Annotated in this window: 16 protein-coding genes; 7 read left to right on the top strand and 9 right to left on the bottom strand. The window is 32.9% G+C overall.

Annotated features, from left to right (window positions below; genetic code table 11):
* Positions 1 to 117: 117 nt before the first annotated feature.
* Positions 118 to 1,875 carry an aromatic amino acid hydroxylase gene (locus CHB81_RS11685; RefSeq protein ID WP_089352056.1) on the top strand — a complete coding sequence of 586 codons (1,758 nt, stop codon included), beginning with the start codon at positions 118 to 120 and terminating at the stop codon, positions 1,873 to 1,875.
* Between the two features lie 323 nt (positions 1,876 to 2,198).
* Here CHB81_RS11685 and CHB81_RS11680 read toward each other — a convergent pair whose 3' ends face one another.
* The 7 genes from CHB81_RS11680 to CHB81_RS11650 form a co-directional block, all read right to left on the bottom strand.
* A complete protein-coding gene (locus CHB81_RS11680) occupies positions 2,199 to 2,828 on the bottom strand; it encodes a DUF4230 domain-containing protein (RefSeq protein WP_089352055.1) in 630 nt (209 codons plus the stop codon).
* A gap of 195 nt (positions 2,829 to 3,023) precedes the next feature.
* Complete coding sequence (locus CHB81_RS11675; protein ID WP_089352054.1) at positions 3,024 to 5,342, bottom strand: BamA/TamA family outer membrane protein; 2,319 nt, start codon at positions 5,340 to 5,342, stop codon at positions 3,024 to 3,026.
* On the bottom strand, positions 5,326 to 10,416 hold the full coding sequence (locus CHB81_RS11670) for a translocation/assembly module TamB (RefSeq protein WP_089352053.1): 5,091 nt from the start codon (positions 10,414 to 10,416) through the stop codon (positions 5,326 to 5,328). The genes CHB81_RS11675 and CHB81_RS11670 overlap by 17 nt, the downstream gene beginning before the upstream one ends.
* Before the next feature lie 413 nt (positions 10,417 to 10,829).
* Positions 10,830 to 11,786 carry a GSCFA domain-containing protein gene (locus tag CHB81_RS11665; RefSeq protein ID WP_089352052.1) on the bottom strand — a complete coding sequence of 319 codons (957 nt, stop codon included), beginning with the start codon at positions 11,784 to 11,786 and terminating at the stop codon, positions 10,830 to 10,832.
* 95 nt (positions 11,787 to 11,881) lie between these two features.
* Positions 11,882 to 12,676 (bottom strand): hypothetical protein, encoded by a 795-nt coding sequence (locus tag CHB81_RS11660; protein ID WP_089352051.1) that lies wholly within the window; start codon positions 12,674 to 12,676, stop codon positions 11,882 to 11,884.
* Positions 12,677 to 12,842: 166 nt separating this feature from the next.
* On the bottom strand, positions 12,843 to 13,577 hold the full coding sequence (locus tag CHB81_RS11655) for a hypothetical protein (RefSeq protein WP_089352050.1): 735 nt from the start codon (positions 13,575 to 13,577) through the stop codon (positions 12,843 to 12,845).
* Positions 13,578 to 13,801: 224 nt separating this feature from the next.
* Positions 13,802 to 14,587, bottom strand: coding sequence for a hypothetical protein (locus tag CHB81_RS11650; RefSeq protein WP_089352049.1), 786 nt, complete (start codon positions 14,585 to 14,587; stop codon positions 13,802 to 13,804).
* A 377-nt stretch (positions 14,588 to 14,964) separates the two neighbouring features.
* On the opposite strand from CHB81_RS11650, the gene CHB81_RS11645 reads away from it, so the two are divergent.
* On the top strand, positions 14,965 to 16,710 hold the full coding sequence (locus CHB81_RS11645; protein ID WP_089352048.1) for an ABC transporter ATP-binding protein: 1,746 nt from the start codon (positions 14,965 to 14,967) through the stop codon (positions 16,708 to 16,710).
* Positions 16,711 to 16,841: 131 nt separating this feature from the next.
* Here CHB81_RS11645 and CHB81_RS11640 read toward each other — a convergent pair whose 3' ends face one another.
* Positions 16,842 to 17,219, bottom strand: a complete 378-nt coding sequence (locus CHB81_RS11640; RefSeq protein ID WP_089352047.1) for a GxxExxY protein — start codon at positions 17,217 to 17,219, stop codon at positions 16,842 to 16,844.
* Positions 17,220 to 17,327: 108 nt separating this feature from the next.
* Positions 17,328 to 19,964 carry an alanine--tRNA ligase gene (gene alaS, locus CHB81_RS11635; RefSeq protein ID WP_089352046.1) on the bottom strand — a complete coding sequence of 879 codons (2,637 nt, stop codon included), beginning with the start codon at positions 19,962 to 19,964 and terminating at the stop codon, positions 17,328 to 17,330.
* A 254-nt stretch (positions 19,965 to 20,218) separates the two neighbouring features.
* On the opposite strand from alaS, the gene CHB81_RS11630 reads away from it, so the two are divergent.
* From CHB81_RS11630 to CHB81_RS11610, 5 genes are all read left to right on the top strand, one after another.
* Complete coding sequence (locus CHB81_RS11630; RefSeq protein WP_089352045.1) at positions 20,219 to 21,196, top strand: peptidoglycan DD-metalloendopeptidase family protein; 978 nt, start codon at positions 20,219 to 20,221, stop codon at positions 21,194 to 21,196.
* Between the two features lie 44 nt (positions 21,197 to 21,240).
* Positions 21,241 to 21,573 (top strand): MerR family transcriptional regulator, encoded by a 333-nt coding sequence (locus CHB81_RS11625; protein WP_089352044.1) that lies wholly within the window; start codon positions 21,241 to 21,243, stop codon positions 21,571 to 21,573.
* A gap of 46 nt (positions 21,574 to 21,619) precedes the next feature.
* Positions 21,620 to 22,207, top strand: a complete 588-nt coding sequence (locus CHB81_RS11620; RefSeq protein ID WP_089352043.1) for a LemA family protein — start codon at positions 21,620 to 21,622, stop codon at positions 22,205 to 22,207.
* An 81-nt stretch (positions 22,208 to 22,288) separates the two neighbouring features.
* Entirely contained in the window at positions 22,289 to 22,726 is a 438-nt protein-coding gene (locus CHB81_RS11615) for a TPM domain-containing protein (protein ID WP_089352042.1), read from the top strand.
* Between the two features lie 3 nt (positions 22,727 to 22,729).
* A complete protein-coding gene (locus tag CHB81_RS11610) occupies positions 22,730 to 23,563 on the top strand; it encodes a YgcG family protein (protein WP_089352041.1) in 834 nt (277 codons plus the stop codon).
* The last annotated feature ends 77 nt before the right edge of the window (positions 23,564 to 23,640 follow it).

The following is a 23,640-nucleotide window of genomic DNA, read 5'->3' as shown; positions in this document are numbered from 1 at the left end:
CTTTAAAATCTATAAAAACGCAATAAAAATTCATTTCGAACAAAAAAATTGTTACGAATAGCAAAAAATAGCATCATAAATTCGTAATTTTACATTCTAATCTACAACGTTTTCGAAATGAATGCAAGTATTGAAACAAACCCGTTATTAGAGCGATTGCCTAAACATTTAAAGCAATTTATTAAACCTCAGGATTATAGTGATTATACTCCGATTAATCAGGCGGTTTGGCGCTACGTAATGCGTAAAAATGTAGATTATTTATCAAAAGTAGCACATCACTCCTATTTGGATGGTTTGAAAAAAACCGGAATCGAAATTGATTCTATTCCAAGTATGTATGGTATGAATCGTATTCTGACTGAAATTGGCTGGGCTGCAGTTGCTGTTGACGGCTTTATTCCGCCAAATGCTTTTATGGAATTTCAGGCTTATAATGTCTTAGTTATTGCATCAGATATTCGTCAATTAGAACATATTGAATATACACCTGCACCGGATATTATCCACGAAGGTGCCGGTCACGCTCCTATTATTGCGAATCCTGAATATGCTGAATATTTGCGTCGTTTTGGAGAAATTGGCTGTAAAGCGATTTCATCTCACAAAGATTATCAGATGTACGAAGCGATTCGATTACTTTCGATTTTGAAAGAAGCAGAAGATACTCCACAGGAAAAAATAGACGAAGCAGAAAAAGCGGTTGCTGATTTGCAAAACAATATGGGCGAATTGTCTGAGATGGCTCAAATTCGAAATCTACATTGGTGGACGGTTGAATATGGCTTGATTGGAACGGTTGAAAATCCAAAAATTTATGGAGCCGGATTACTTTCTTCTATTGGTGAAAGTGCCTGGTGCATGACGGATAATGTGAAGAAAATACCTTATGATATCTCGGCAGCAAATCAAAATTTTGATATTACGAAGTTACAACCTCAACTTTATGTTACGCCAAACTTTTCTTATTTGAGTTTAATTCTGGAAGAGTTTGCTAATAAAATGGCATTGAGAACAGGAGGACTTTCGGGAATTCAGAAACTGATTCACTCGAATGCTTTAGGAACTATTGAATTGAGTACAGGTTTGCAAGTTTCAGGAGTTTTTACTAATGTAATTGAAGACGAGGGAAAACCTGTTTATATTCAAACTACTGGGAAAACGGCTTTATCGTATCGTGAAAAAGAATTGGTTGGACACGGAACTCTAACACATCCGCATGGATTTGGAAGTCCGATTGGGAAACTGAAAGGCTTTAATTTGGCAATTGAAGATATGAGTCCGAAGGATTTACAAGCGTATTCTATTGTGGAGAACGAAACCGTAAAACTGGAGTTTGAAGGTAATATTATTGTTGAAGGTGAAATCATTACAGGTTCAAGAAACCTGCATGGAGAAATTATCCTGATCAGTTTTAGAAATTGTACAGTTACTCATGGCGAAACGATTTTGTTTCAGCCTGAATGGGGAAATTATGATATGGCAATTGGTAAAAAAGTGGTTTCTGCTTTTTCCGGTCCAGCCGATGTGAATAGTTTTGATCTGATTAATACTGTTCCTAAAACTACTACTATCAAAGCAAAACATACAACTGAACGTGACGATTTAGAAGTTCTATATCAAACCGTTCGTATGATTAGAGAGAACAAAGATTCCAAATCTGAATTGCAAACTGTCTTTACTAAACTGAAAGAAAATCATTCTAACGATTGGTTGCTAACTATCGAAATTGCTGAACTTTTGAAGGGTTCAAATGAAGATCAACTTTTACAGGAAGTCTTGGTTCACTTAGATCAATTGAAGGTTAAACGTCCTGAAGTTGCGCATTTAATTGCCGGCGGATTGGATTTGATTTTTGATAAGGAAGCAGTTTAATGATGTTTACCCCGAAGGCGCTAAGACGCTAATTTTTTTCTTGCTTTTGTGTTTAAAAATAATCTCGCGCAAATACGCAGAGTCGCAAAGTTTTTTATTATTTCACGCAGATTTTGCTGATTTAAGCTGATCTGTGTGGATCTTTTAATCTTGTAAAGTCGCAAAGTTTGTCATTTCGACGGAGGAGAAATCACACACGTAACTCGACAAAGATTAGCGACATTCTACACGGAATTTCTTGTGCGATTTCTCCTCCGTCGAAATGACAAGATTGTGAAAACCTTTGAACCTTTGCCTCTCTGAACCTCTGAACCTTCCTCAATTTACAACTTCAAATCCTGATTCAGCTCTTTCTCTGATTCGATAGTTTTTCCGTTGTATTGCAGTTTCCAACCCATTGAATTTGTCAGAATTAGAATTTTAGACAATTCACTTATTAAACGGTTTTGAGCGTTTGTTTTTAAAGTAGAAGCTTCGATTTTCTTAGCCAGATTCGCTTTAACCGATTTGTTGATTTTATTGTAATCGTCTCCCGTAAACGGATTCAGTTTGCTTTGTTCGACATCATAAAACTGAATATCAGGATTGATCGTGATTTCTTCTTTTGGAATATTTAATATTGTGATCGTTTTGTTTTTTTCGTCGATATCATATTTCATTTTATGCAAATCGTAAGCAACGGTAACATTCGCATTTACGACAACAAGCGCTTTCTTTTCGAAAGAAACCATGTCCATCAAATATTTCTGCTGATTTTTATAAGTGATCACTTCTGAAAAATGACCTTCGGTAACAACCAATTTCCCAACATTTAGGATTTGCTGCTGGATCAAATTGGTGTTATAATCGATTGTAGAATCGTCTTCTTTTTTGAACTGACAATATTTGAAAGCCAAAACAACCAAAAGTACAACCGAACCTAAAACTATAATCCTTTTTATTAAATTTTGCATTCCATATATTTATTAGACCAATTTACAAAATGTGAATTAAAGTTTGCCACGAATTTCACTAATTTTCACTAATTCTTTACGTATATAAAAATCAATTTCTCGAATTAAAATTTGTGAAATTGAATATTATACACAAAGTATGTATTAGTGCAAATTTGTGAAATTCGTGCCGAAAAAAATCGTGGCAAACTTCCCCTAAAATGGATATCCAATCGCGATATTCAGAATCAGATTGTCTTTTCTCCATGGACCGCTTCCAAAATCAATATCCTTGATTACCCATCTATCACCTTCAGGCAAGTACGGTTTTCTGAGCGGGAATGCTAAATCGGTTCTTAAAATCAGGAAAGATAGATCAAAACGTAATCCGGCTCCTGCCCCAACAGCAATATCTTTCATGAAATCTTTGGTAATTTCTCCGCCCGGTTTATTAGGATCAGGATTTAATAACCAAACATTTCCTGCATCAATGAATAACGCTCCGCGAACAATGCTAAAAAGTTTTGCTCTATATTCGGTACTAAATTCTAATTTTAAATCTCCCGATTGATCCGGCAAATAATTATTTGTTGTCTCTGTATTGAGGAAACTTCCCGGTCCAAGCGATCTTGCCCTAAAAGCACGAATACTATTGGTTCCTCCCACAACAAATTGTTTTGAGGTTGGCAAAGCACTTGAATTTCCGTACGGAAGTCCAACTCCAACAATAATTCTACTTGCCAATTCGCTTTCTTTTCCAAGTTTTAAATAATGTCTGAAATCGCCTCTCATCTTTACATATTGGCTAAACGGAACATCAAAAATATTCTTCTGATTCCCTTCTTTCACATTTGCTCCAGATACTAAACCCGTTATGTTTCCCGCCAAATCTAAATCTCCGCTAAAATAAAACGTATTCTTTTTACGCTTCTGCATTGTATTGGTATAAGTAAACGTATAAGTCGGACCAAAAATCAATTGTTTTTCGATTACTTTCTTCAATGACTCATCTGTTTCCGCATCAGCTAAATACTCAGCCGTAACATGATTCGGACTTACGTACGTAACATCAATCACGTTTAACTGATGTTCTTTTCGAATATTTTCTTTCCACTGATAACCAAACGAGGTTTTAAATGAATTTAAAGCATATAATTGTGTTCTGTTTTGATATTCGTATCTCAAAGTAGCTTTGGTTCTTGGAACAAATTCACTTGAACCTTCAACATGAAAAAACGGAACAATAAATCTTGGCCATGTCAAACTAGTTTCGGTTCCGAGTTTATAGATATTTTTACCGTTATTGGCACCCGAAAGCTGAAAATCGGCTCCGCCAAAAATTGAAACTGTTAGCAATTCGGCTCCTCTAAATAAGTTTCTATTGTTCCAGTTTACATTAATTTCTGTACCGGTATAACTAGCCGAATTTGTTTTTCCCAGAACCTCAACACGAATAAATTTCTTTGGCAAAAGCGTTAGATAATAATATGAATCTAAGGTATTTGGCAAACTGTCTGAAGGCTTAAATTCATTTTTCACAAAACTAAAAGTTCCCAGATTCACAAAACGGTTCAATGTTAAATTATGATCTTTTCTATTGTATAAATCGCCTTTTTTGAAATAGATTGCTCTGTCAAAAACTCGTGGCTTAAAAGTGTCTGCGGTATCAATAATCGTGAAATCTTTGTACTGAACAACATCCTCTGGTTTGTATTTAATGCTGTCTTTCGAAATTATAAAATTTGGATACACTACAATTTTATTGATCTTATAGGATGTAAGTGCTTTTGGCGGTGTATCGGCTTTTATTACCAGTCTTATTTTTACTTCGTGATCGCCTTTACTACTGTCTACCTGAGCCAAAATATAATCAGGATTAAAGTAGTAATATCCCTTTTCTTTGAGTCTTGCGTCTATACGTTCACGTTCTGCTTTAATGATATCGAGGTCATAAGGTTTACCCACTTTTAACAAACTTCTTCGGCTAGATCTTGCAATTAATCTTGACATTGCCAGTGAATCATCCGGAAAAGTCACACTCTTAATGATATACTGCCTTTTGGGTACAACTGTATATTCCGCAGTAACTCTTTTGTTGTTTACTGTAGAATCTGCACTTACACGGGTTTTAAAATAACCACGGTTTTCCGTGAAATTTCGTAAAACCGAAGCATTATAATCCAAGTCTACTTTACTAAAAAGTACGGGCGGTTCACCTACTTTATTACGCAGCCAATATCGAATTCCTTTATCTTTTTTAGGTTCTCCGGCAATGTTATAAAACCATAATTTAGGACGTAAACCCAGGAATTGTTTATTGGGTTTTGGGCGTAACAAATCTTCCAATTCGCTTTCCAGTGCTTTACGTTCTTTCTTTTTTAAAATAGTATCTTTTACAGTCACAGAACCTCCTGTGTACAACAATTCTCCTTCAGGCAAATATTTTGTATTGCTGCATCCAAAAACAAAAAATAAGGATAGCGCAATAAAATATCTAATATATCTTGTTTTCATATTGCTATGTTTTTTGCTCATTTCCTTCAATTTGATTTTCTTCTTTTTCCTTGTCTTCCTTCTTTTTCTGTTTTTCTTTTTCCTTACGCAGTTTTTCTTCTCTGATCATTTCTTTTTCTGCAGCAGTGCGATGAAAAAGTTCTCGGAATTTATTGTAACTCATCGTAATAATAAAAGCAACTCCTGTCTCAATAACTTGTCCTTCTACTGCAACCTGATATTCATTTTTTCGATAGGCACGAACCATATATCTACCGTCTTTTGTCAATTGATAATCCAGCGCTACATCTCCCGCAATATTGGTACTTTGTTCGTTGGCGCGTTCCTGACCTTCGACAGCAAAACTGCTTCCTACAGTAACTTTTAATCGATCATCCAGAAGTTTCTTAGAAACACCAACATTCAAATCCGTTCTGTTTTCTCTGGTTCCTGTCGTATAATCATCAGTAGATTCCAAATCGAATTCTAACTGAACTCCGGTAATTAATTCTCCGGCAAGATCATTTAATTGTTGTGAAAGTATTTTGCTCACACTTTGTCTTGCCAAAGATTCTGCACTAGTTCCGCCACTTTCACTCGCAAATGGATTTTCACCAATAAATCTATTCAATAATAAAAGGGCAAAAACCTGTTTGTTTAATTCGGCTGGCTCTTGTCTTAATTGTTGCAATTTCGTTTGTGTAAGAGATACAACATCTGTAGAAACGCCATAATTACCATCCGGAAGTACAATATCAAAAGTGATTTCGGGTTTCAATAATTCGTCTTTCATTTTCAAATGAGTCTGAAATGGTATTTTCTGTTTGTACGTGTTTTTTTCTGTTGGACTCATTGTTCCCAACTGATTTCCAAGTAAATCAATTGGTGCTGCATCAACCTTATAAATCGCTGTAATATTCAAAGTAGCCATGGTTGGTTCTCCATTCCAGGTAATTGAACTTCCTTTTTGAATGTCAAATTTTCGTCGGATCATGTTGAAATTCATTTCATACGCTCCATCTGAAAATTCGTATTTACCCGTCAAAGTTGTTTTTCCTGAAGGATCAATTCCGCCTATAAGCTCAGCTTCTCCTTTTAGATTCAAATAATCACCATTTCCTTTGTCGATCACCAAAGTAAGTTCAGCTTCTTTATCGATAGAAATAGCAACACTAACATCCATACCAATTAACTGCGATTGATTCAGCTTTTGCTCCATCGCTGCCGTTTGTTTTAGATACTGATTATCTTCATCAACAAACTCTACAATTCCCTCACGATCCGCAATCGAAGGATCTGACTGTGGTAAAACAACAGTAAATTTAGTCTCTTTATTTATTTTGATATTTCCGCCAATAACAGGATTTGCAAGAGTTCCTTTGATATTTAATTTACTATCTAAAATCAAATCTCCATAGAATAAGTCATTGTCTTTTTCTTTAGAATGTATCGCTCTAAAATCGTCTGCAACAACAGTTAATCCAAAATCAAAATTGGTATAATCTGTCGATTTAATTGTTCCGTTTATCGTTAATTCATTGTCATTTTCGTCATGAAAAGTGAAACTATCAAATGTAATTACATCGTTTTGAAGTGTTATTTTTTCTTCTTCGGTTTTAAAATACGAATTGAATTTAGTAACTCTGAAACCTGTATTTTTAAAATCTAATTCTCCGTTTACTTTTGGCGCATCCGAAGTTCCTGTAATTTTAAAATTTCCGGCTAAATACCCTGTTCCTTCAGTAAGATTTCCCATACTGAAACCCTGAATACTTTTGATATTCAACTTATTTACATCGAGATTAAAATCCAGATTTCCATCGTCAATTTTATAATTCCCTGTAAGGTTTACGTCATTTTCTTCTCCGCTTAGCGTAACATTTGCTGCCAATAAATTGTCTGTTTTATTATCGACTTTTATAGCAATATCTCCAACAGGTTCACCTTTAAATGCAAATTGATCAATTTTTATGTCTGATGTAAAAGTTGGTTTCGTCATTACATTTTCAACTACCGCATTTCCATTAATCAAACCTTGCATTAATAGCTGATCTTTTTTGACTATGTTCATAATAGTCTCGATCTTGAAGTTTACAAAATCAACTTGTAATGGTGCATTGTCCTGAATTCCTTGTGATTGTATTTTAAGTTCATTGCCTGAATGTTCTAAAAAGAATTTATTGACGTACAATCTCTTTCCTCCAAATTCAATTGTGTTTTCCGGGTCGACATTCCATTTATCGTAATTCAGAACAAAGTTTTCTGCATCAATTTTAAAAATGTTTTTAGAATCTTCTGTTTTAAATTCTCCGGCAATGAAATATTGTTGTTTGTCTTTTGCATCTTTCACTTCAAGTGCATAAGTCAGAATATTATTTTCGACTTTTCCGGATAAACTAGTAAACGGAATCTTTAAAGAACTGCTTTCTATTGTGGCAACAGAAATTTGATATTCTAAAGCATTTTCTTTGGCTTCGATATTTATTTTTCCGTCGGCGATTGTATTATTTGCGTAAACAATTCTCGGAATCGTTCCTTTTATTTCTAAAGAATCGGTTACGTTATTGTATTTCCCTGTAATTTTTAACGGTTCCAAACCTGTCAATTCCGGAACCAATTTAAACAGAATCGGGTCGTTATCAACTGTTAGCGTAAAAGCCAATCTTTGTTCGTCTGATTCCCCTTTTTCTTTCGGGCTTTTTAAATCAATATATTTAGATAATGATTTTTTTATTGCAGCCTCTAATGTTGTTAGCTTGTATTTTCCGTCAACTTCTGCTTTTAAAAACTGAGATGAGATTTTGATATTATTTCGGTTATTATCCGCAAAAGCAATTACACGAACCGAATCTAAAACAATTGGTTCTGCGTCCTGCAAAATCTGAATATTTGAAAGGAACACTTTTCCGTTTAAAAAATCAGGATTACTATTGGCAATATCCGCATCTACATTTCCACGCAATTTCATTGGTCCGGCGTGAAGATTCAGCTTTTCTAAATCGGCAATATCTAAGTTTAATTTTAGTTGAATCGTTGGATATTTGTCTTTTGTGTTTCCGCTTGCAACAAGATCAAAATTTAGATTTGGGTCTTTCATTCCGGATTTAACTGCAAAAGATCCATTTTCGATATTTCCCTTTAAAGCCAAATCTTTATAGGTATATTTATTAAAAACTGCTTTCTGAACCAAACCATCAAATCGTGCCTGAGCCGTTTTTGGATCTAAACCTTTGCCTTTTACTTTCGCTTTAAGCGTAATTTTTCCAATCGAATCGTTTTTGATTAATCTTCCTAAATCAAAATCTAACAAATAGACGGTCGCATCGTATTTCTCTTTTTTCTTAACACGCTGATCAAATAAAGCATCGATTTTTGCATTTCCGAAACTGCTGTTTAAAGCCAAATTAGTTTTAAAATTCTGAACAGAACCTTTAAATTTTCCACTTAAATTAAGTTGCGAAGGCAATTGAATGTTTTTCGGAATTGTTCCCGCCGGTACAAACGAATAAATATCTTTTGAGGTACTTGAAAGCTTTTTAATATCTAAATCATAATAGGCTTTTTGAGCATCTGGCAAGCCTTTTATTTTCCCCGAAAGGGCGACTTTTGTCGTTCCAATTCCGCTCATTTCAAATTGTGGAATATTCAGGTCTTTTACTTTTCCGCTCAAGCGTGTATTCAAATACAAAACCGCATTTGGATTACTCTTAAATGGATTTGTTTTTTGTAAATCGGGAGTAAAAAGCAAAATGTCTTTAAATCCAATTTTTGATTGCTTTAAATTGGCGTCTAAAGAAAGATTCCCCAGATCTTTAGAAATTGCGGCAATTGAAGAATAACTAACTTTTATTTTATCTTGAAGAAGTGTTTGCGGCGTTTTCAAATACAAACCATTCAAATACGCATTTTTAGGTCCGTAAAAGAAATCTGTTTTTAGAGACTGAATCTGTAATCCGCTTTTATCATTTGCCGTTAACGCTTTTATATTTCCCGAAATGGTATCATTCCCGTAATATAATTTCTCTGCTTTAAAATTGAATTTATCCAAATTCATGTGGCTGTAGTCAATTCCTTTTGAAAGTGGTTTTGATTGCATATCATCAAATTTGAAAGCAATGTTTTCTAAATTAACATCTGTCAGTTTTACTTTCCAACCTGTTTGTTTTATTGCTGTTGTATCTAAATTTGGTGCTTGAATTTGTTTGTCTTTTGCCCCCAAACGCAAATTCCCTTTTAGATCTTTTAATTCAAAAGAATCAAAGTCCAAAAGCTGATTATTCAAATCTATTTTATTGACGGATAAATCCAGATTCCCCAGTTTTATTCCAGAATCTAGTTTGGAATCTTTATTATCATAGGCAATATCAATTTTTGCTAATTTGATTTTGCCTAATTTTAAACTGAAATCTTTTCTTTTCGAAATTGTATCAACAGTTTTCACCGAAACTTCGGCAATTTTCTCCACAACATCCTGATTCAAAACTACTTTTAATCCGTTTAAATCAATATTCGGAATATCGAAATTCATTTTATCTAAATCGAATTCTTTGAACTTAGTATCAAAATGTGTGAGTTTCACTCTGATATCATTTTTAGAAAAATTGTCTTTAAAATTAAAGTTTACATTGTCCAGATTTACTTTTACAACTGATATTTTAAAAGGTTTACTATTTGGTTCTTCTACTTTTGGTTCTTTTGATTCGAAAGCTTTTATGATGTAATCAAAATTGAAAACACCTTCTCTATTTCGTGAAATATTGGCTTTGACATTTTCCAGCGAAACTGAATTAATTTCTAATTCACTGCTTACCAATTTAAACAAATCGACATCGAGTTCAAGACGTTTTCCTGCCAGTAAAGTGTCTTTTTTTTGATCTTCAAAATAAAAACCTTCGAGAACTACATCTTTAGGGAATTTTATCGAAATATGATCTAAGGAAACTTTGGTTTTAATTTTATCATGTAAATAGGTAATCGCTTTATCCTTTACATAATTTTGAATAGACGGAACCTGAATTAAAATAATCAGAAGTAATAAAAGCACAATAACCGAAGCCACGCACCAAAGCAGCACACGAAGTGTTTTTTTAAGAAAATGAATTGGTTTCTTATTCATACGTCAATAAAACACATTAGATTATAGTTGCGTTATTATAAGGCTGTATTACTACAGTTTACAAAATTGAAAAAATTAAACTTTAACAATTTACACAATTACCTGCAATTATTCTAAAATTTTAGTGGCAAATAATTATTTTCTTACTTTTTATTTTGCCACGAAGGCGCGAAGGCACAAAGATCGTTTTGAATAGCCTCCAGCTTTAGCTGGAGTTTACATAAAAATCAAATTGGATGGCTTTAGCCAAAGTTATGCATTTTGGCTAAAGCCATTTATTAACATATTTAATTAACTCCAGCTAAAGCTGGAGGCTAGTCAATAAATTGTAAACATTAAAAACCTAATAAAAAAATACATTATGACTTTTAAAGATTAAAATATTTTTCTAAAAAAAACTCAAAGAATGTTGTTTAAAATTTAATATGTGACCATTTCTCTTCTATGGCTTTTATTTTTTGCTGAAGTTTAGCTAAGAATTTCTGATGTTGTTCTGATTCTGGATTAAAGCTTCGATGACGCAGGCTTTTTTGTATTTCTTCGACTTCCTGCATCGTCGAAATACTGTTTTCAGAAATATAGTTTTCGCTGAATTTGTGCCAGATATAATCAATTGCAACCTGGTTTGGATGCAGCATATCTTCGGCGTAAAAGCGATAATCCCGAAGTTCGTCCATCATGATTTCGTATGACGGAAAATATTCTAATTTTAGATTGTTGATTTTAGATTGCAGATTATAATGAAGTCCCGCAAATAAGTGTGATTTACTTAATTGATTTTCGGCAAAACCGTCTTTAATATGACGTACCGGCGAAACGGTAAAAATGAAATTTATCTGAGGATTTAAAACCTGAATAAGTTCGATTGTGTTTTGAATGCTTTTCTGAGTTATGTCAACCGATAATAATTCTTTAGAAAATTGCTTCTGTGGAACTTTATGGCAATTGGCAACAATCTCGTCACTTTCTATACTTCTATAAATCCAGGAAGTTCCGTAGGTAATAATAATATGTGTGGCTTCTTGTAATTGTTTATTGGTTTCTGAAATAGCTTTATTCAGCGTTTCGAGTAATTCCTGCCTGTCTGAATTGCTTAAATCCGAATGGACTTCGTAACAATGCCAACGTTCGTTATAAAAGAAAACATCTTTTTCTGTATAAAACTCTTCCTTAACAACCCGGCTAAATAATTTCTCGATTGAAACCGAATTAAAGATAATCCCAAACGGATTTGTAGTATTTTGAAATTTAAAATAGTCGAATTTCTCCGCCATATTTTCTGCAAAGCAAGAACCAAAAGATACTACTTTCGAATTATAATCAATTGGATTACTCGTTTTAGAAATTGGTATTTGGGTTCTGAATTGCATGTGATTTAATTTAAACACGAATTTCACCAATTTCTACCAATAAAAAAACCAAATACAGAAGTATTTGGTTTTTGATATTTTCAAATTGTAATTAGTTAGTATGTATATTCAATTTCGTATTCTATTGATTTTCCGTCACCCGCTAATGATGTTTGCTTCGTTGGGAAATCTTTATCATTATAAATATAGTTTGTTAAATAAATAGATGAATCAGGCAATTCACTATCTACTCTTCTAATTTTCAATATGTTATTACTCGAAATTTCTGTTTCTTTTAATAATAGATCTAAACCTAAAATGTTTTTTAGAGGATTGTTTTTAGTATCATATTCATAAGTTCTTGTCGAGGAAGAAACTCCTCTAACATTTTTGTCTTCAATAAGATTACTGTCTTTATAAATAAAAGTTCCTTCGCTAATTTTTGTCTCAATTTTAGTATCTGCATCAACAGTATAATCTATATATGAAATCAAATTATTAGAAACATGAGTGTAAACTGTTTTGCCTACGTATTGTCCATTAGGATATTGAGTTGTGAAATATTGTCTTGTAATTCTGGTTTTTAATTTGCCATTTTCATAAGCATATTCAGTTTCCATATCTTTAGTTTCCAAACCTTTGGAATCAACATCAAATAACTGTTGCTTGGTAATAACATTTCCTGTGTATGTAAAAATTACTTTTGAAATTGCTGATATACTGCTTACTATTTTGTTCCCATCATAAGTCAAAGTATTTTTAGTATTTGTCCCCAAATCTGCCGAAGGATAAATATAAGAAATGGTTTTAGGTAAAATCGATGTATCTTCTGTAGAAGAATCATTATCATCATTAGAACAAGATGTTAGCAATAAAGTTAAAGCGCTAAAAAGTAATAAAAGGTTTTTCATTTTTTGTGGTATTTGTTTTCGGCCAGCAAATATAATTGATTAAATTATTGATATTTGGATTCTGAATTCTATAAAATTGATTTGTATAAATTTTGACTATTTTTTACAAAAAAAGCCATCAGCAAATGCTTCTGGCTTTTAGTTTCAAATTTGCCCCCGCTATGTATTAATAAAAATATTCTGAAGTATATTTTAGTCCTTCTACATCATCTACACTTTTTTCAGGATATCCCGCTGAATTGTAAGTATAACTATAAGTTGACCAAACAGTTTCTCCTGAAGTATCAGAAACTTCGTTATGAAAAACACCAGTTCCTTCTCCATCTACAAAAGAAATTTTATCTAAACCTAAAACATTTTTTGCTGCATTATTTTTTGCATCATAAACATATTTATGATTTGGTGAATTAGTACTTGTAACTTCACTTACATCTCCATTAATAAATGTAATTGTAGCAGTTCCTGAAGCATCAGTTTGAGTTTTATCATCTCCTCCATATGATTTTACTGAAACCGTACCATTTGCATTATAAGTATAAACTTCTTTATATCCTCTTAATTCATCATTATCAAGTTCAACTCTTAAGAAGGTTGCTAATTTCCCATCAGTACCATATGCAAATGTGTTTGTTTGCTCTACAGATCCATCAGGAAGTTTAAATTCTATTTTAGTAATTAAATCTCCAGTATAAGTATAATGCATGTTTATCTCTCCAGAATCATCAATTACACTTACGAGTTTATTTCCATCGTATTTATAATTTACTGTTGATTTTCCCTCTGTTCCTGTTAAAACTACTTTTTTCACCAAAACTGAATCTGAAGCATTTGAAGAATCATCACTTGAACAAGAGCTCAATAAAAGGGTTAAAGCACCAAAAAGGCATAAAATTTTTTTCATTTTTGATTAGTTAAATTGGTTATTACCACAAACATAATACAACCCAAAATCAAAACCTTACGGGATTCCACATTAAAAGAAAATAATATCCAAATATTTATAACGTACTACATACGCAGAAATTAGCTTTAGTAAGTTTATATTAAACTTGTCTTTATTAATCAAAAAATCCCCAAACTCAACATTATTGAGTTTGGGGATTTTTAATACTATTAAAAAGAAAATTAATAAGTAACCTCTATTTTATAAGAATCTGTAGCGTCTCCAACAAATGCTTCTGTTAAGAAGTTGCTGTTATTGTATTTGTTTGTAGTTGCTACTGTTGCTGTTTGTTCAAGAACTCCTTCGTTATCATAAGTTTGAGTAACGCTTTTTACGTTATTATTCGCTGAATAAAAATCAAATTCTAAATTATTATCCAAGTCTAATAAAAGTTTCACACCTGTTACATTAACAAATGGACTTTTCTTATCATCAAATGTACTTGTTATTTTTTCTCTTAAAACTCCATCGATAATTTCAGAAGAAATCATATTACCATTAGCAAAAGTATAACGAGTTGTAGTATCGTATTTAACTTCTTTCCCATCAATTATTTCAGATTGATTTGCATTAACTGTTCCGTTTGCATTATAAACAAAAGTCAATTTTTGTGGAGGAGTACTACCAAAAGCTTTAGTTGTAATTTTTGATATTAGTTTTCCGTTTTCATAAGCATATACATCTGTGGATTGTAATTCACTTGAATAAAACAATTCAACTTTTGTAATAAGATCTCCAGTATAAGTAAACACAGATCTTGAAGCATCAGAAAGTGCAATGTCTTTTAACTTATTTCCATCATAAGTAACAGTATAAGTAACACTTCCAGATTTTCCGTTTTCAACACTTGTCTCAACAATTTTTTTCGGTAATAATGTTCCAGATGCTGCTTCTGATGAAGAATCATCACTTGAACAAGAAGTTAGCATTAAAGCTAAAGCACTAAAAAGGCATAAAATTTTTTTCATTTTGTTTTGTTAAATTTGTTATTGGCGCAAACCTAATACAACCCTAAAGCAAAACCTTACGGGATCCCACAGTAAAACAAATAATATAATTCAAACATTTCCTAATACGTTAATTGCGAGCAACATAAATAGGCAATTATCTTAGTAAAAAATTAGCAAAAGTAAAAAAAATCAAAAATACCAGGCTTTTTTCTTACTTTTTATTATTCCAGTGTTAAAAAAAATATGTTCCACAAAAAATTAAAACATTAAAGAATTAAAAAGACATATTGATAATTTCTGCTGTAATTAAAATTTAGATTTATAATAACTAAAAGCAACTTTACAGAGCCAAACTATTCACTACTTTTGCATCTCCAATAAATTTAAATCTACTTATGAAATTACTATATTCTTATATAATCAAACACAAAATGCTGTTGCTTTTTGCTTTGATTATGGCTTCTATCAACATTTGTTTCAGCTTATCAGACTCTGTAATTACGGGTAAATTAATGCAGGATTGCGGTGTTGGTTTGCATAAATATGCCGGAAACGAAATTGGTTTTATAAAATCTTTATCCTTCTGGCTCGGTCTTTCGCTTGGTGCCGCCATGATTTCCAGAATTACCAAAAACTTTCAGGATTACTTTACCAATGTTGTGATTCAACGAACCGGAGCCCAAATGTATACTGACGGAATTAAAAAATCTCTTGATTTACCGTTTGCAGAATTCGAGGATCAACGAAGCGGTGAAACTTTAAGTAAATTGACTAAAGTACGTTCTGACTCCGAAAAACTGATCACACTCTCAATTTCTTTAATTTTTCAAACTATTATTGGATTCATATTCGTAATTGTTTATGTTGCCCGAATCGATTATCGTATTTCGATTATCTTTTTGATTACAGCTCCAATTATCGCTTTGATTAGTTCTTATTTAGGAAAAAAGATCAAAATTGTTTCTAGAAAAATTGTCAATCAAACCAATGCTTTAGCGGGTTCTACAACCGAAAGTTTAAGAAATATTGAGCTTGTAAAAAGTCTTGGATTAACGTATCAGGAAGAAAAACGTCTGAACTTAAATACGTTTAAAATTCTACACCTTGAACTGGAGAAAATCCGTTTTATAAGAAGTTTGAGTTTTATTCAGGGAACAACGGTTCACTTTTTAAGAACCTGCGTTGTTTTTACGTTGTATTATTTCTTGTTTGGAAATAAAATTATTGTTGGTGATTTATTAACGATGGTATTTTTTACTTTCTTCATCTTTGGTCCTTTACAAGAATTAGGAAATTTCATTATTGCTTTGAATGAAACCAAAGTTTCAATGGAAAATTTCAAAACCTTATTAAGTGCTCCAAAAGAATTTCGTCCAAAGAATCCTAAACATGTTGGAGCAATTCAATCTTTGCTTTTTTCTAATGTGAGTTTTCAACATAAAACGGCAAAATTTAAAGCGGTTGAAAATATTAATTTCGACATTAAACAAGGTGAAACCGTTGCTTTTGTTGGTCCATCCGGTTCCGGAAAAACGACTTTAGTAAAACTACTTGTTGGTTTATATACTCCTGCCGAAGGAAAAGTTCTTTATAACGATATTGATTCTACCGAAATTGATTTACTGGATTTAAGAAAACAATTAGGTTTTGTAACTCAGGACGCACAATTATTCTCAGGAACAATTCGTGAAAATTTATTGTTCGTAAAACCAAATGCTACCGACGAAGATTTATACGACGCTTTAAAAAGAGCAAGTTGCGAAAAATTGCTACATCGGGCCGAAGACGGTTTAAACACAACAATTGGTGAAGGCGGAATCAAAGTTTCAGGTGGAGAAAAACAACGTTTATCAATTGCACGTGCTATTTTAAGAAATCCGAATTTATTGATTTTTGATGAAGCAACTTCTGCATTAGACTCTATTACTGAGGAAGAAATCAATGCTACAATCAGAAATATATCCGATCAAAACAGAATCACAGTTTTAATTGCACACAGATTATCTACTGTAATGCACGCAGATAAAATATTTGTACTTGAGCAAGGTAAAATTATTGAATCAGGTAAACATGAGGATTTGATTATTGAAAAAGGTTTGTATTACGCTATGTGGCGCCAGCAAATTGGGGAACGTAAGTAAGTTTTTTATTAGCTGCAAAAAATAATCGCGCAAAGACGCAGAGTCGCAAAGTTTTTTTTAATCCTTTGCGATTTTGCTTTTTCCGTAAGTTTTTTTCTATCATAATTCTAATAAATATTCTTACGGATAATCTAAAGATTATTAACAATCCTTGTAATACCAAACTTAATCAGTGGTACATTAAAATTTATCAGCAAACCTAATTTCATTTTTGTAATTTTTAAATATGTCATAATTTGTTTTGCATGAACTTCTGTTATTTTTTCAATTGATTTAATTTCTAAAATCAATTTATTTTCAATAATTAGATCTGTTCGAAAACCAATATCAAGTTTTAATTCATCCCAAATAACGGGAAGTGTTTTTTGCCTTTCGACAAATAATCCTTTCTTAGTTAATTCGTAATATAAAATTGCTTCATAAACAGATTCTAACAAACCTGGTCCAAGTTTCACATGCATCTTGTAACAGATATCAACTACAATAGCAGAAATTTCATTTTCGGTCATTTCAAAAATTTAAAGTAAAAACCTACAAATATACTTTTATAAAACAAAAAAAAGTCGCAAAGCATAAAAAGCTTTGCGACTTTGCGTCTTTGCGCGAAATAAAAAAATTTACTTCACAAAATCAATTGCGTGAGCCAAAGCCTCAGCAACTCCATTTGCATTTTTACCTTTTCCAGATGCGAAGAAAGGCTGACCTCCTCCGTTTCCTTCAATATATTTTCCTAATTCTTTGATAACTGCATTTGCATTTAAGCTTTTGCTCGCTACCAATTCTTTAGAGATATAACAGTGAATATTTGGTAAACCATCTTCTATAGAAGCTAAAAACACAAAAGAATCAACTTTTGAACTTCCTAAAGCCGAAGCCAAATCTTTTGTCGATGCCATGCTTAAATCTACTTGTTTCGTAAGGAAATTTACGCCGTTTACTTCTTGAAAATCTTTCTCTAATTCAGATTTTAATGCTCCTACTTTTTCTTTAAGTAATTGCTCCACTTGCTTTTTCAGTTTTGCATTATCATCCTGCAAAGAAGCCACTGATTTTAAAATATCTTGTGGATTTTTTAAGGTCTCTTTTATTTCAGATAATGTATTCTCCTGATTTTGATAGAAGTCTTTTACTGCATCCCCTGTAATCGCTTCAATACGACGAATTCCAGCCGCTACTGCACCTTCAGAAATGATTTTGAAATGCCAGATTTCTGCTGTATTTTTCACGTGAATTCCACCGCAAAGCTCTTTACTGTCACCAAATTCAATCATACGAACATTATCTCCGTATTTCTCTCCAAATAAAGCCATTGCACCTTTATCTAGTGCTTCTTTAATTGGAATATTTCTGTGTTCTACCAGTTGCAATTGTGCTTCAATTTGCGCATTTACACTTGCTTCAACCTGACGTAATTCATCCTCTGAAACTTTAGAAAAATGCGAAAAGTCAAAACGCAAATAATTCGGATTTACCAATGAACCTTTTTGCTCTACGTGAGTTCCAAGAAGGTTTCTTAAAGCCAAATGCATTAAATGCGTAGCCGAGTGATTTTTAGAAGTTGAACCTCTTAAATCGTTATTTACTTTTGCTACAAAACCAGCTTCAATATTTTCAGGCAATTGTTTTGCAAAATGCAAAATCAAATTGTTCTCTTTTTTAGTGTCGATGATTTCGATCGTTTCATTTGCAGAAACTAATGTTCCTTTATCACCAACTTGTCCTCCTCCTTCTGGATAGAACGGCGTATTATCAAGAACGATTTGGTATAAAATTCCGTCTTTCTTAGAATCCACTTTACGAATTCTGGTGATTTTCACTTCATTCTCTACTTTATCGTAACCAACGAAAGTTTCTACATTTCCAGGAATCAAAACAGTCCAGTCTTCTGTTGAAACTTCTGACGCTGCACGTGAACGTGTTTTTTGTTTTTGTAATTCAACTTCAAATTCTTCTTCATTATAGGAGAAACCTTTTTCCTTTAGAATTAGAGCTGTCAAATCTTTTGGAAAACCAAACGTATCATACAATTCAAAAACCTTAGCTCCCGAAACTTCTGAACCTTTAGTTTGTGCAATTACGTTATCTAATAGTTGTAATCCCTGATCAAGAGTTCTTAAGAAAGAAGCTTCTTCTTCGCGAATTACATTCGTAACCAATTGTTGCTGTGATTTGATTTCCGGGAAAAATTCTCCCATTTGGTTTGCCAGAACTTCAACCAATTTATTGATAAAAGGTTCTTTCGTACCCAAAAATGTAAATCCATAACGAATCGCACGACGCAAAATTCTACGAATTACATAACCAGCACCAGTGTTTGATGGTAATTGACCATCGGCAATTGCAAAAGCAACCGCACGAACGTGATCTACTACTACACGAATTGCAATATTGGTTTTATCTTGCTCCTCTGAAATGTTTTTTATCTCATTAGAAGTATATTTTAATCCTGTAATTTGTTCTACTTTCTCGATAAGCGGCGTAAAAACATCCGTATCATAATTAGACGTTTTTCCTTGTAAAGCCATACACAAACGCTCAAATCCCATTCCGGTATCTACGTGTTGTGCAGGAAGTTTTTCTAATGATCCATCAGCTTTACGGTTGAACTCCATGAATACGTTATTCCAGATTTCAACTACCTGAGGGTGATCATTGTTTACAAGACTTTTTCCTGAAACTTGCGCTTTTTCTTCCTCAGAACGTAAATCAACATGAATTTCAGAACAAGGTCCGCATGGTCCCTGATCTCCCATTTCCCAGAAATTGTCTTTTTTATTTCCAAGAATAATTCTATCCTCATCAATTAATTCCTTCCAAATATCCCATGCTTCCTGATCAAAAGGAACATTTTCTTCTTTATTTCCTTCAAAAACAGAAACGTAAATATTTTCTTTTGGAATTTTATAAACTTCCGTCAATAATTGCCATGAGAAATTAATCGCTTCTCTTTTAAAATAATCACCAAACGACCAGTTACCCAACATTTCGAACATGGTATGATGATACGTATCAATTCCAACTTCTTCAAGATCATTTTGCTTACCGGCCACACGAAGACATTTTTGCGTATCCGCTATTCTCTTACTTTTTGGAGTTGAATTTCCTAAAAAATATTCTTTAAACTGGGCCATTCCCGAGTTATTGAACATTAAGGTTGGATCGTCTTTAAGCACAATAGGAGCCGACGGAACGATTAAGTGCCCGTTGCTTTTAAAAAAATCTAGAAATTGTTTACGTACGTCTTGTGATTTCATGTTTATTAATGAGATAATTTGAAAATGTGTCAATTAGATAATTCATCAATCTGAAAATGTGATTATTAGAAAATTTCAATTAAAACTTAAAATTTAAAACAATAAATTTCGTTTTTAAAGCATTATCTAATTATCAAATTGACACATTATCTAATTATTTAATTCTTGAAAAAAAGCTTCGAACAACTGAAACATTTATTAAATTTGTTCGACTAACTTATTTTACAAGCTGCAAAAATAGGGTATTTTAAAATATGGCGAAAGTAAAATATTATTACGACTCAGAAAATCTGGCTTATACGAAAATAAAAACCAGAAAAAGAATCAAAATTGGTTACGCATTACTGTTTTTAGTGGCGTCTGCGCTGTTTGGTTTCTTTGTTTTTATACTTTTAATCAACACTCCTTATTTCGAAACACCAAAAGATCGCTTGCAAGCACGTGAAATTGAGAATTTGAAATTACAATATTCTATTCTGAATAAGAAAATGGACGAAATTGATGATGTTACAGAAGCATTAGAAAATAGAGACAATAATATATATCGGGTTTATTTTAATAAAACCGAAATTCCGGATTCTATTCGAAAAGCAGGTTTTAGAGATCCAGATCGATACAAAAAGTTAGAAGGTTATAATAACTCTCAGTTGGTATTAAATACGACAAAACGAATTGACAGATTGTCAAAAGAATTAGCGATTCAATCGAAATCATTAGATGAAATTTTGAAATTGGCAAGTCTAAAAGGTAATTTATTATTGGCAATTCCGGCGATTCAGCCAGTTAGTAACGAGAATTTGAAACGAATGGCTTCGGGTTTTGGATACAGAACTGACCCTTTCACAAAAGTGCGAAAAATGCATAACGGGATGGATTTTACTGCCAACACAGGTTCTCCTGTTTATGCCACCGGCGATGGTGTGGTAGAAAGAGCAGATGCCGCAGCATCAGGATTTGGAAATCATGTCGTGATCAGGCATGGTTTTGGATACGAAAGTTTATACGCCCATTTGAGCAAATACAACTGCAGACCCGGACAACATGTCAAACGCGGCGATGTAATTGGGTATGTGGGAAGTACCGGAAGATCTGAAGGTCCGCATTGCCATTATGAAGTTCATAAAGACGGAAAAGTCGTAAACCCCTTGAATTTTTATTACGGAAATATGTCAGCTGTCGAATATGTCGCAATTTCACAAATGGCAAATCAGGAAAATCAATCATTAGATTAATACTGCAAAAAGTAGTATTTTTGGAATAAATAAAGAAAAAAAACATGCATATTGAGCTTTCAAAAGATAAAAGATATTACAGCATTGGCGAAGTTGCCAAAGCCTTTAATGTCAATGCATCATTGATTCGTTTTTGGGACAGCGAATTTGACATTTTGAAACCTAAAAAAAATGCCAAAGGCAACAGAATGTTTACTCCTGACGATATTACCAACCTGCAATTGATCTATCATCTGGTCAAAGAAAGAGGTTTCACACTTGAAGGTGCAAAAACACATTTGAAGGAAGGACAAAAGAAAACATTAGATAAATTCGAAATAATACGTAAATTAGAGACCATAAAAACACAATTAAACGAAATTAAAAACGAATTATAGTATATTTATTAAATAAAATTTAGAAACAAACTTAAATTAAATACACATGAAAAGATTTTTGCCTTGGATTATTGGAGCAATTGTGATTATTGGAATATACAGCTGGGCTTCTGGGATTTATAATAAAGCAGTAACACTTGATCAAGAAGTGAAAGAAAGCTGGGGTAATGTTAACACAGCCTATCAAAGGAGAAATGATCTTATCCCAAATATAGTTAGCACTGTAAAGGGGTATGCTGAGCATGAAAAAAGTACTTTAACGGCTGTAATTGAAGCTCGTGCTAAAGCAACTGGAATTACAATTGATCCATCAAACGTTACTCCAGAACAATTAGCTGCATTCAATTCAGCACAATCAGGAGTTTCTTCTTCTTTATCCAAATTATTGGTAAGTGTTGAGCAATATCCAAACCTGAAAGCAAATGAAAACTTCTTGAAACTACAGGATGAATTAGCCAGTACAGAAAATCAAATCTTAACGGCTAGAACTCGTTTTAATGAAGCTGTTAAGCCTTACAACAACAACATTAATACTTTCCCAAGAAATATACTAGCAGGAATGTATGGTCTTAAAGAAAAACCATACTTTGAAGCATCTACAGGAGCTGATAAACCCGTTGAAGTAAAATTCTAAGAACAATTTATTATTTTTGATTAATGATTTTAGATTGCAATCCGGTCTAAAATCATTAATCTAATATCTAAAATAACTCCAATGTCACAAGTAGAAGATTTTTTATCCAAAGAAGATGAACAAGTAATTGTTGAAGCTATTCGCGTGGCCGAAAAAAATACTTCTGGCGAAATTAGAGTACATATAGAACAAACAACTTCTAAAGTTCCTTTTGACAGGGCTTTAGAAGTTTTTTATGAATTAAAAATGAATGAAACCCAACTTCAAAACGGGGTTTTATTTTACTTTGCTGTAGCAGATAAAACTTTTGCTATTTGCGGAGACAAAGGCATAAATGATGTTGTAGCATCAGATTTTTGGGATTGTACCAAAGATGCAATGGTAGCACAATTTAAATCAGGAAACTTTAAACAAGGTATTGTTGACGGTATTTTAAACGCCGGCGAACAATTAAAAAAATACTTTCCGTGGTCTGAAGGTGACACTAACGAATTATCAAACGAAATATCAAAAGGATAAACAATGAAAATTTTTAAAACTAAGATCTCAAATTCCAAAAGAATTTTTCAGTTTACCTTTTTGCTAGTAGCGTTTTTTACCTGTAATTGTATTTTTGCACAGTTTACAATTCCAGAGAAACCAAGTCTTCAAACTTCGGTATATGATTATGCAAATATTTTAAGTGCAAGCGAGAAAGCTCAACTTGAAGAAAAACTAATTCGTTATTCTGATTCTACTACAACTCAGATAGTAGTCATTACGATCGAAAGTTTAAAAGGCGAAGATGTTAGTCAGCTGGCTACCAAGTGGGGACAAACCTGGGGAATTGGAGGAACGGCAAAAGATGATAATGGTGTTGTTATTTTATTGGCAAAGAATGAGAAAAAAATTGCCATTAATCCAGGATATGGAGTTGAAGATCGTTTAACTGCCGGAATTGGCGGAACAATCATCCGAAATATTATTATACCGGAATTCAAAGCAGGAAGTTTTTATAATGGTCTTGATAAAGGTACAGATGCTATAATTGATGTCTTTAAAGGAAAATTTAAAGGCGAACGCAAGCAACAATCCAACGGAAAAAGTTTTCCTATATTACCTTTTATTGTAATTGTTGTAATTGTATTAATTTTACTGTCCCGAAATAAAGGCGGCGGAGGAAATAATGGCAATAATAGCGGTGGAGGTCCTAGCCTGCTCGATGTTATTATTCTAAGTAATCTTGGAAGAAGTGGCGGCGGATTTGGAGGTTTCGGCGGCGGATCATCCGGTGGAGGTTTTGGCGGTGGCGGAGGCTTCGGAGGAGGTTTTGGCGGCGGTGGATTCTCTGGAGGAGGTTCTAGCGGAGGCTGGTAAAAGAGTTTTTGTTTCAAGTTTTCCTTGTTTCAAGTTTTTTTGTTTCAGGTTTCAAGTTTTTTTAGTTTCAAGTTAAA

It is taken from the genome of Flavobacterium sp. ov086 (assembly GCF_900187965.1).
Lineage (GTDB): Bacteria > Bacteroidota > Bacteroidia > Flavobacteriales > Flavobacteriaceae > Flavobacterium.
Note: the sequence above shows the minus strand (reverse complement) of the source record. Positions and strands in the feature narration are given on the sequence as shown.

Bases quoted from the DNA above. Each gene is read 5' to 3' on its own strand.
- CHB81_RS11680 (WP_089352055.1), bottom strand. From the start codon at position 2,828: ATGCAAAATTTAATAAAAAGGATTATAGTTTTAGGTTCGGTTGTACTT.
- CHB81_RS11665 (WP_089352052.1), bottom strand. From the start codon at position 11,786: ATGCAATTCAGAACCCAAATACCAATTTCTAAAACGAGTAATCCAATT.
- CHB81_RS11645 (WP_089352048.1), top strand. From the start codon at position 14,965: ATGAAATTACTATATTCTTATATAATCAAACACAAAATGCTGTTGCTT.
- CHB81_RS11655 (WP_089352050.1), bottom strand. From the start codon at position 13,577: ATGAAAAAAATTTTATGCCTTTTTGGTGCTTTAACCCTTTTATTGAGC.
- CHB81_RS11660 (WP_089352051.1), bottom strand. From the start codon at position 12,676: ATGAAAAACCTTTTATTACTTTTTAGCGCTTTAACTTTATTGCTAACA.
- CHB81_RS11675 (WP_089352054.1), bottom strand. From the start codon at position 5,342: ATGAGCAAAAAACATAGCAATATGAAAACAAGATATATTAGATATTTT.
- alaS (WP_089352046.1), bottom strand. From the start codon at position 19,964: ATGAAATCACAAGACGTACGTAAACAATTTCTAGATTTTTTTAAAAGC.
- CHB81_RS11650 (WP_089352049.1), bottom strand. From the start codon at position 14,587: ATGAAAAAAATTTTATGCCTTTTTAGTGCTTTAGCTTTAATGCTAACT.
- CHB81_RS11610 (WP_089352041.1), top strand. From the start codon at position 22,730: ATGAAAATTTTTAAAACTAAGATCTCAAATTCCAAAAGAATTTTTCAG.
- CHB81_RS11630 (WP_089352045.1), top strand. From the start codon at position 20,219: ATGGCGAAAGTAAAATATTATTACGACTCAGAAAATCTGGCTTATACG.
- CHB81_RS11615 (WP_089352042.1), top strand. From the start codon at position 22,289: ATGTCACAAGTAGAAGATTTTTTATCCAAAGAAGATGAACAAGTAATT.
- CHB81_RS11625 (WP_089352044.1), top strand. From the start codon at position 21,241: ATGCATATTGAGCTTTCAAAAGATAAAAGATATTACAGCATTGGCGAA.
- CHB81_RS11620 (WP_089352043.1), top strand. From the start codon at position 21,620: ATGAAAAGATTTTTGCCTTGGATTATTGGAGCAATTGTGATTATTGGA.
- CHB81_RS11670 (WP_089352053.1), bottom strand. From the start codon at position 10,416: ATGAATAAGAAACCAATTCATTTTCTTAAAAAAACACTTCGTGTGCTG.
- CHB81_RS11685 (WP_089352056.1), top strand. From the start codon at position 118: ATGAATGCAAGTATTGAAACAAACCCGTTATTAGAGCGATTGCCTAAA.
- CHB81_RS11640 (WP_089352047.1), bottom strand. From the start codon at position 17,219: ATGACCGAAAATGAAATTTCTGCTATTGTAGTTGATATCTGTTACAAG.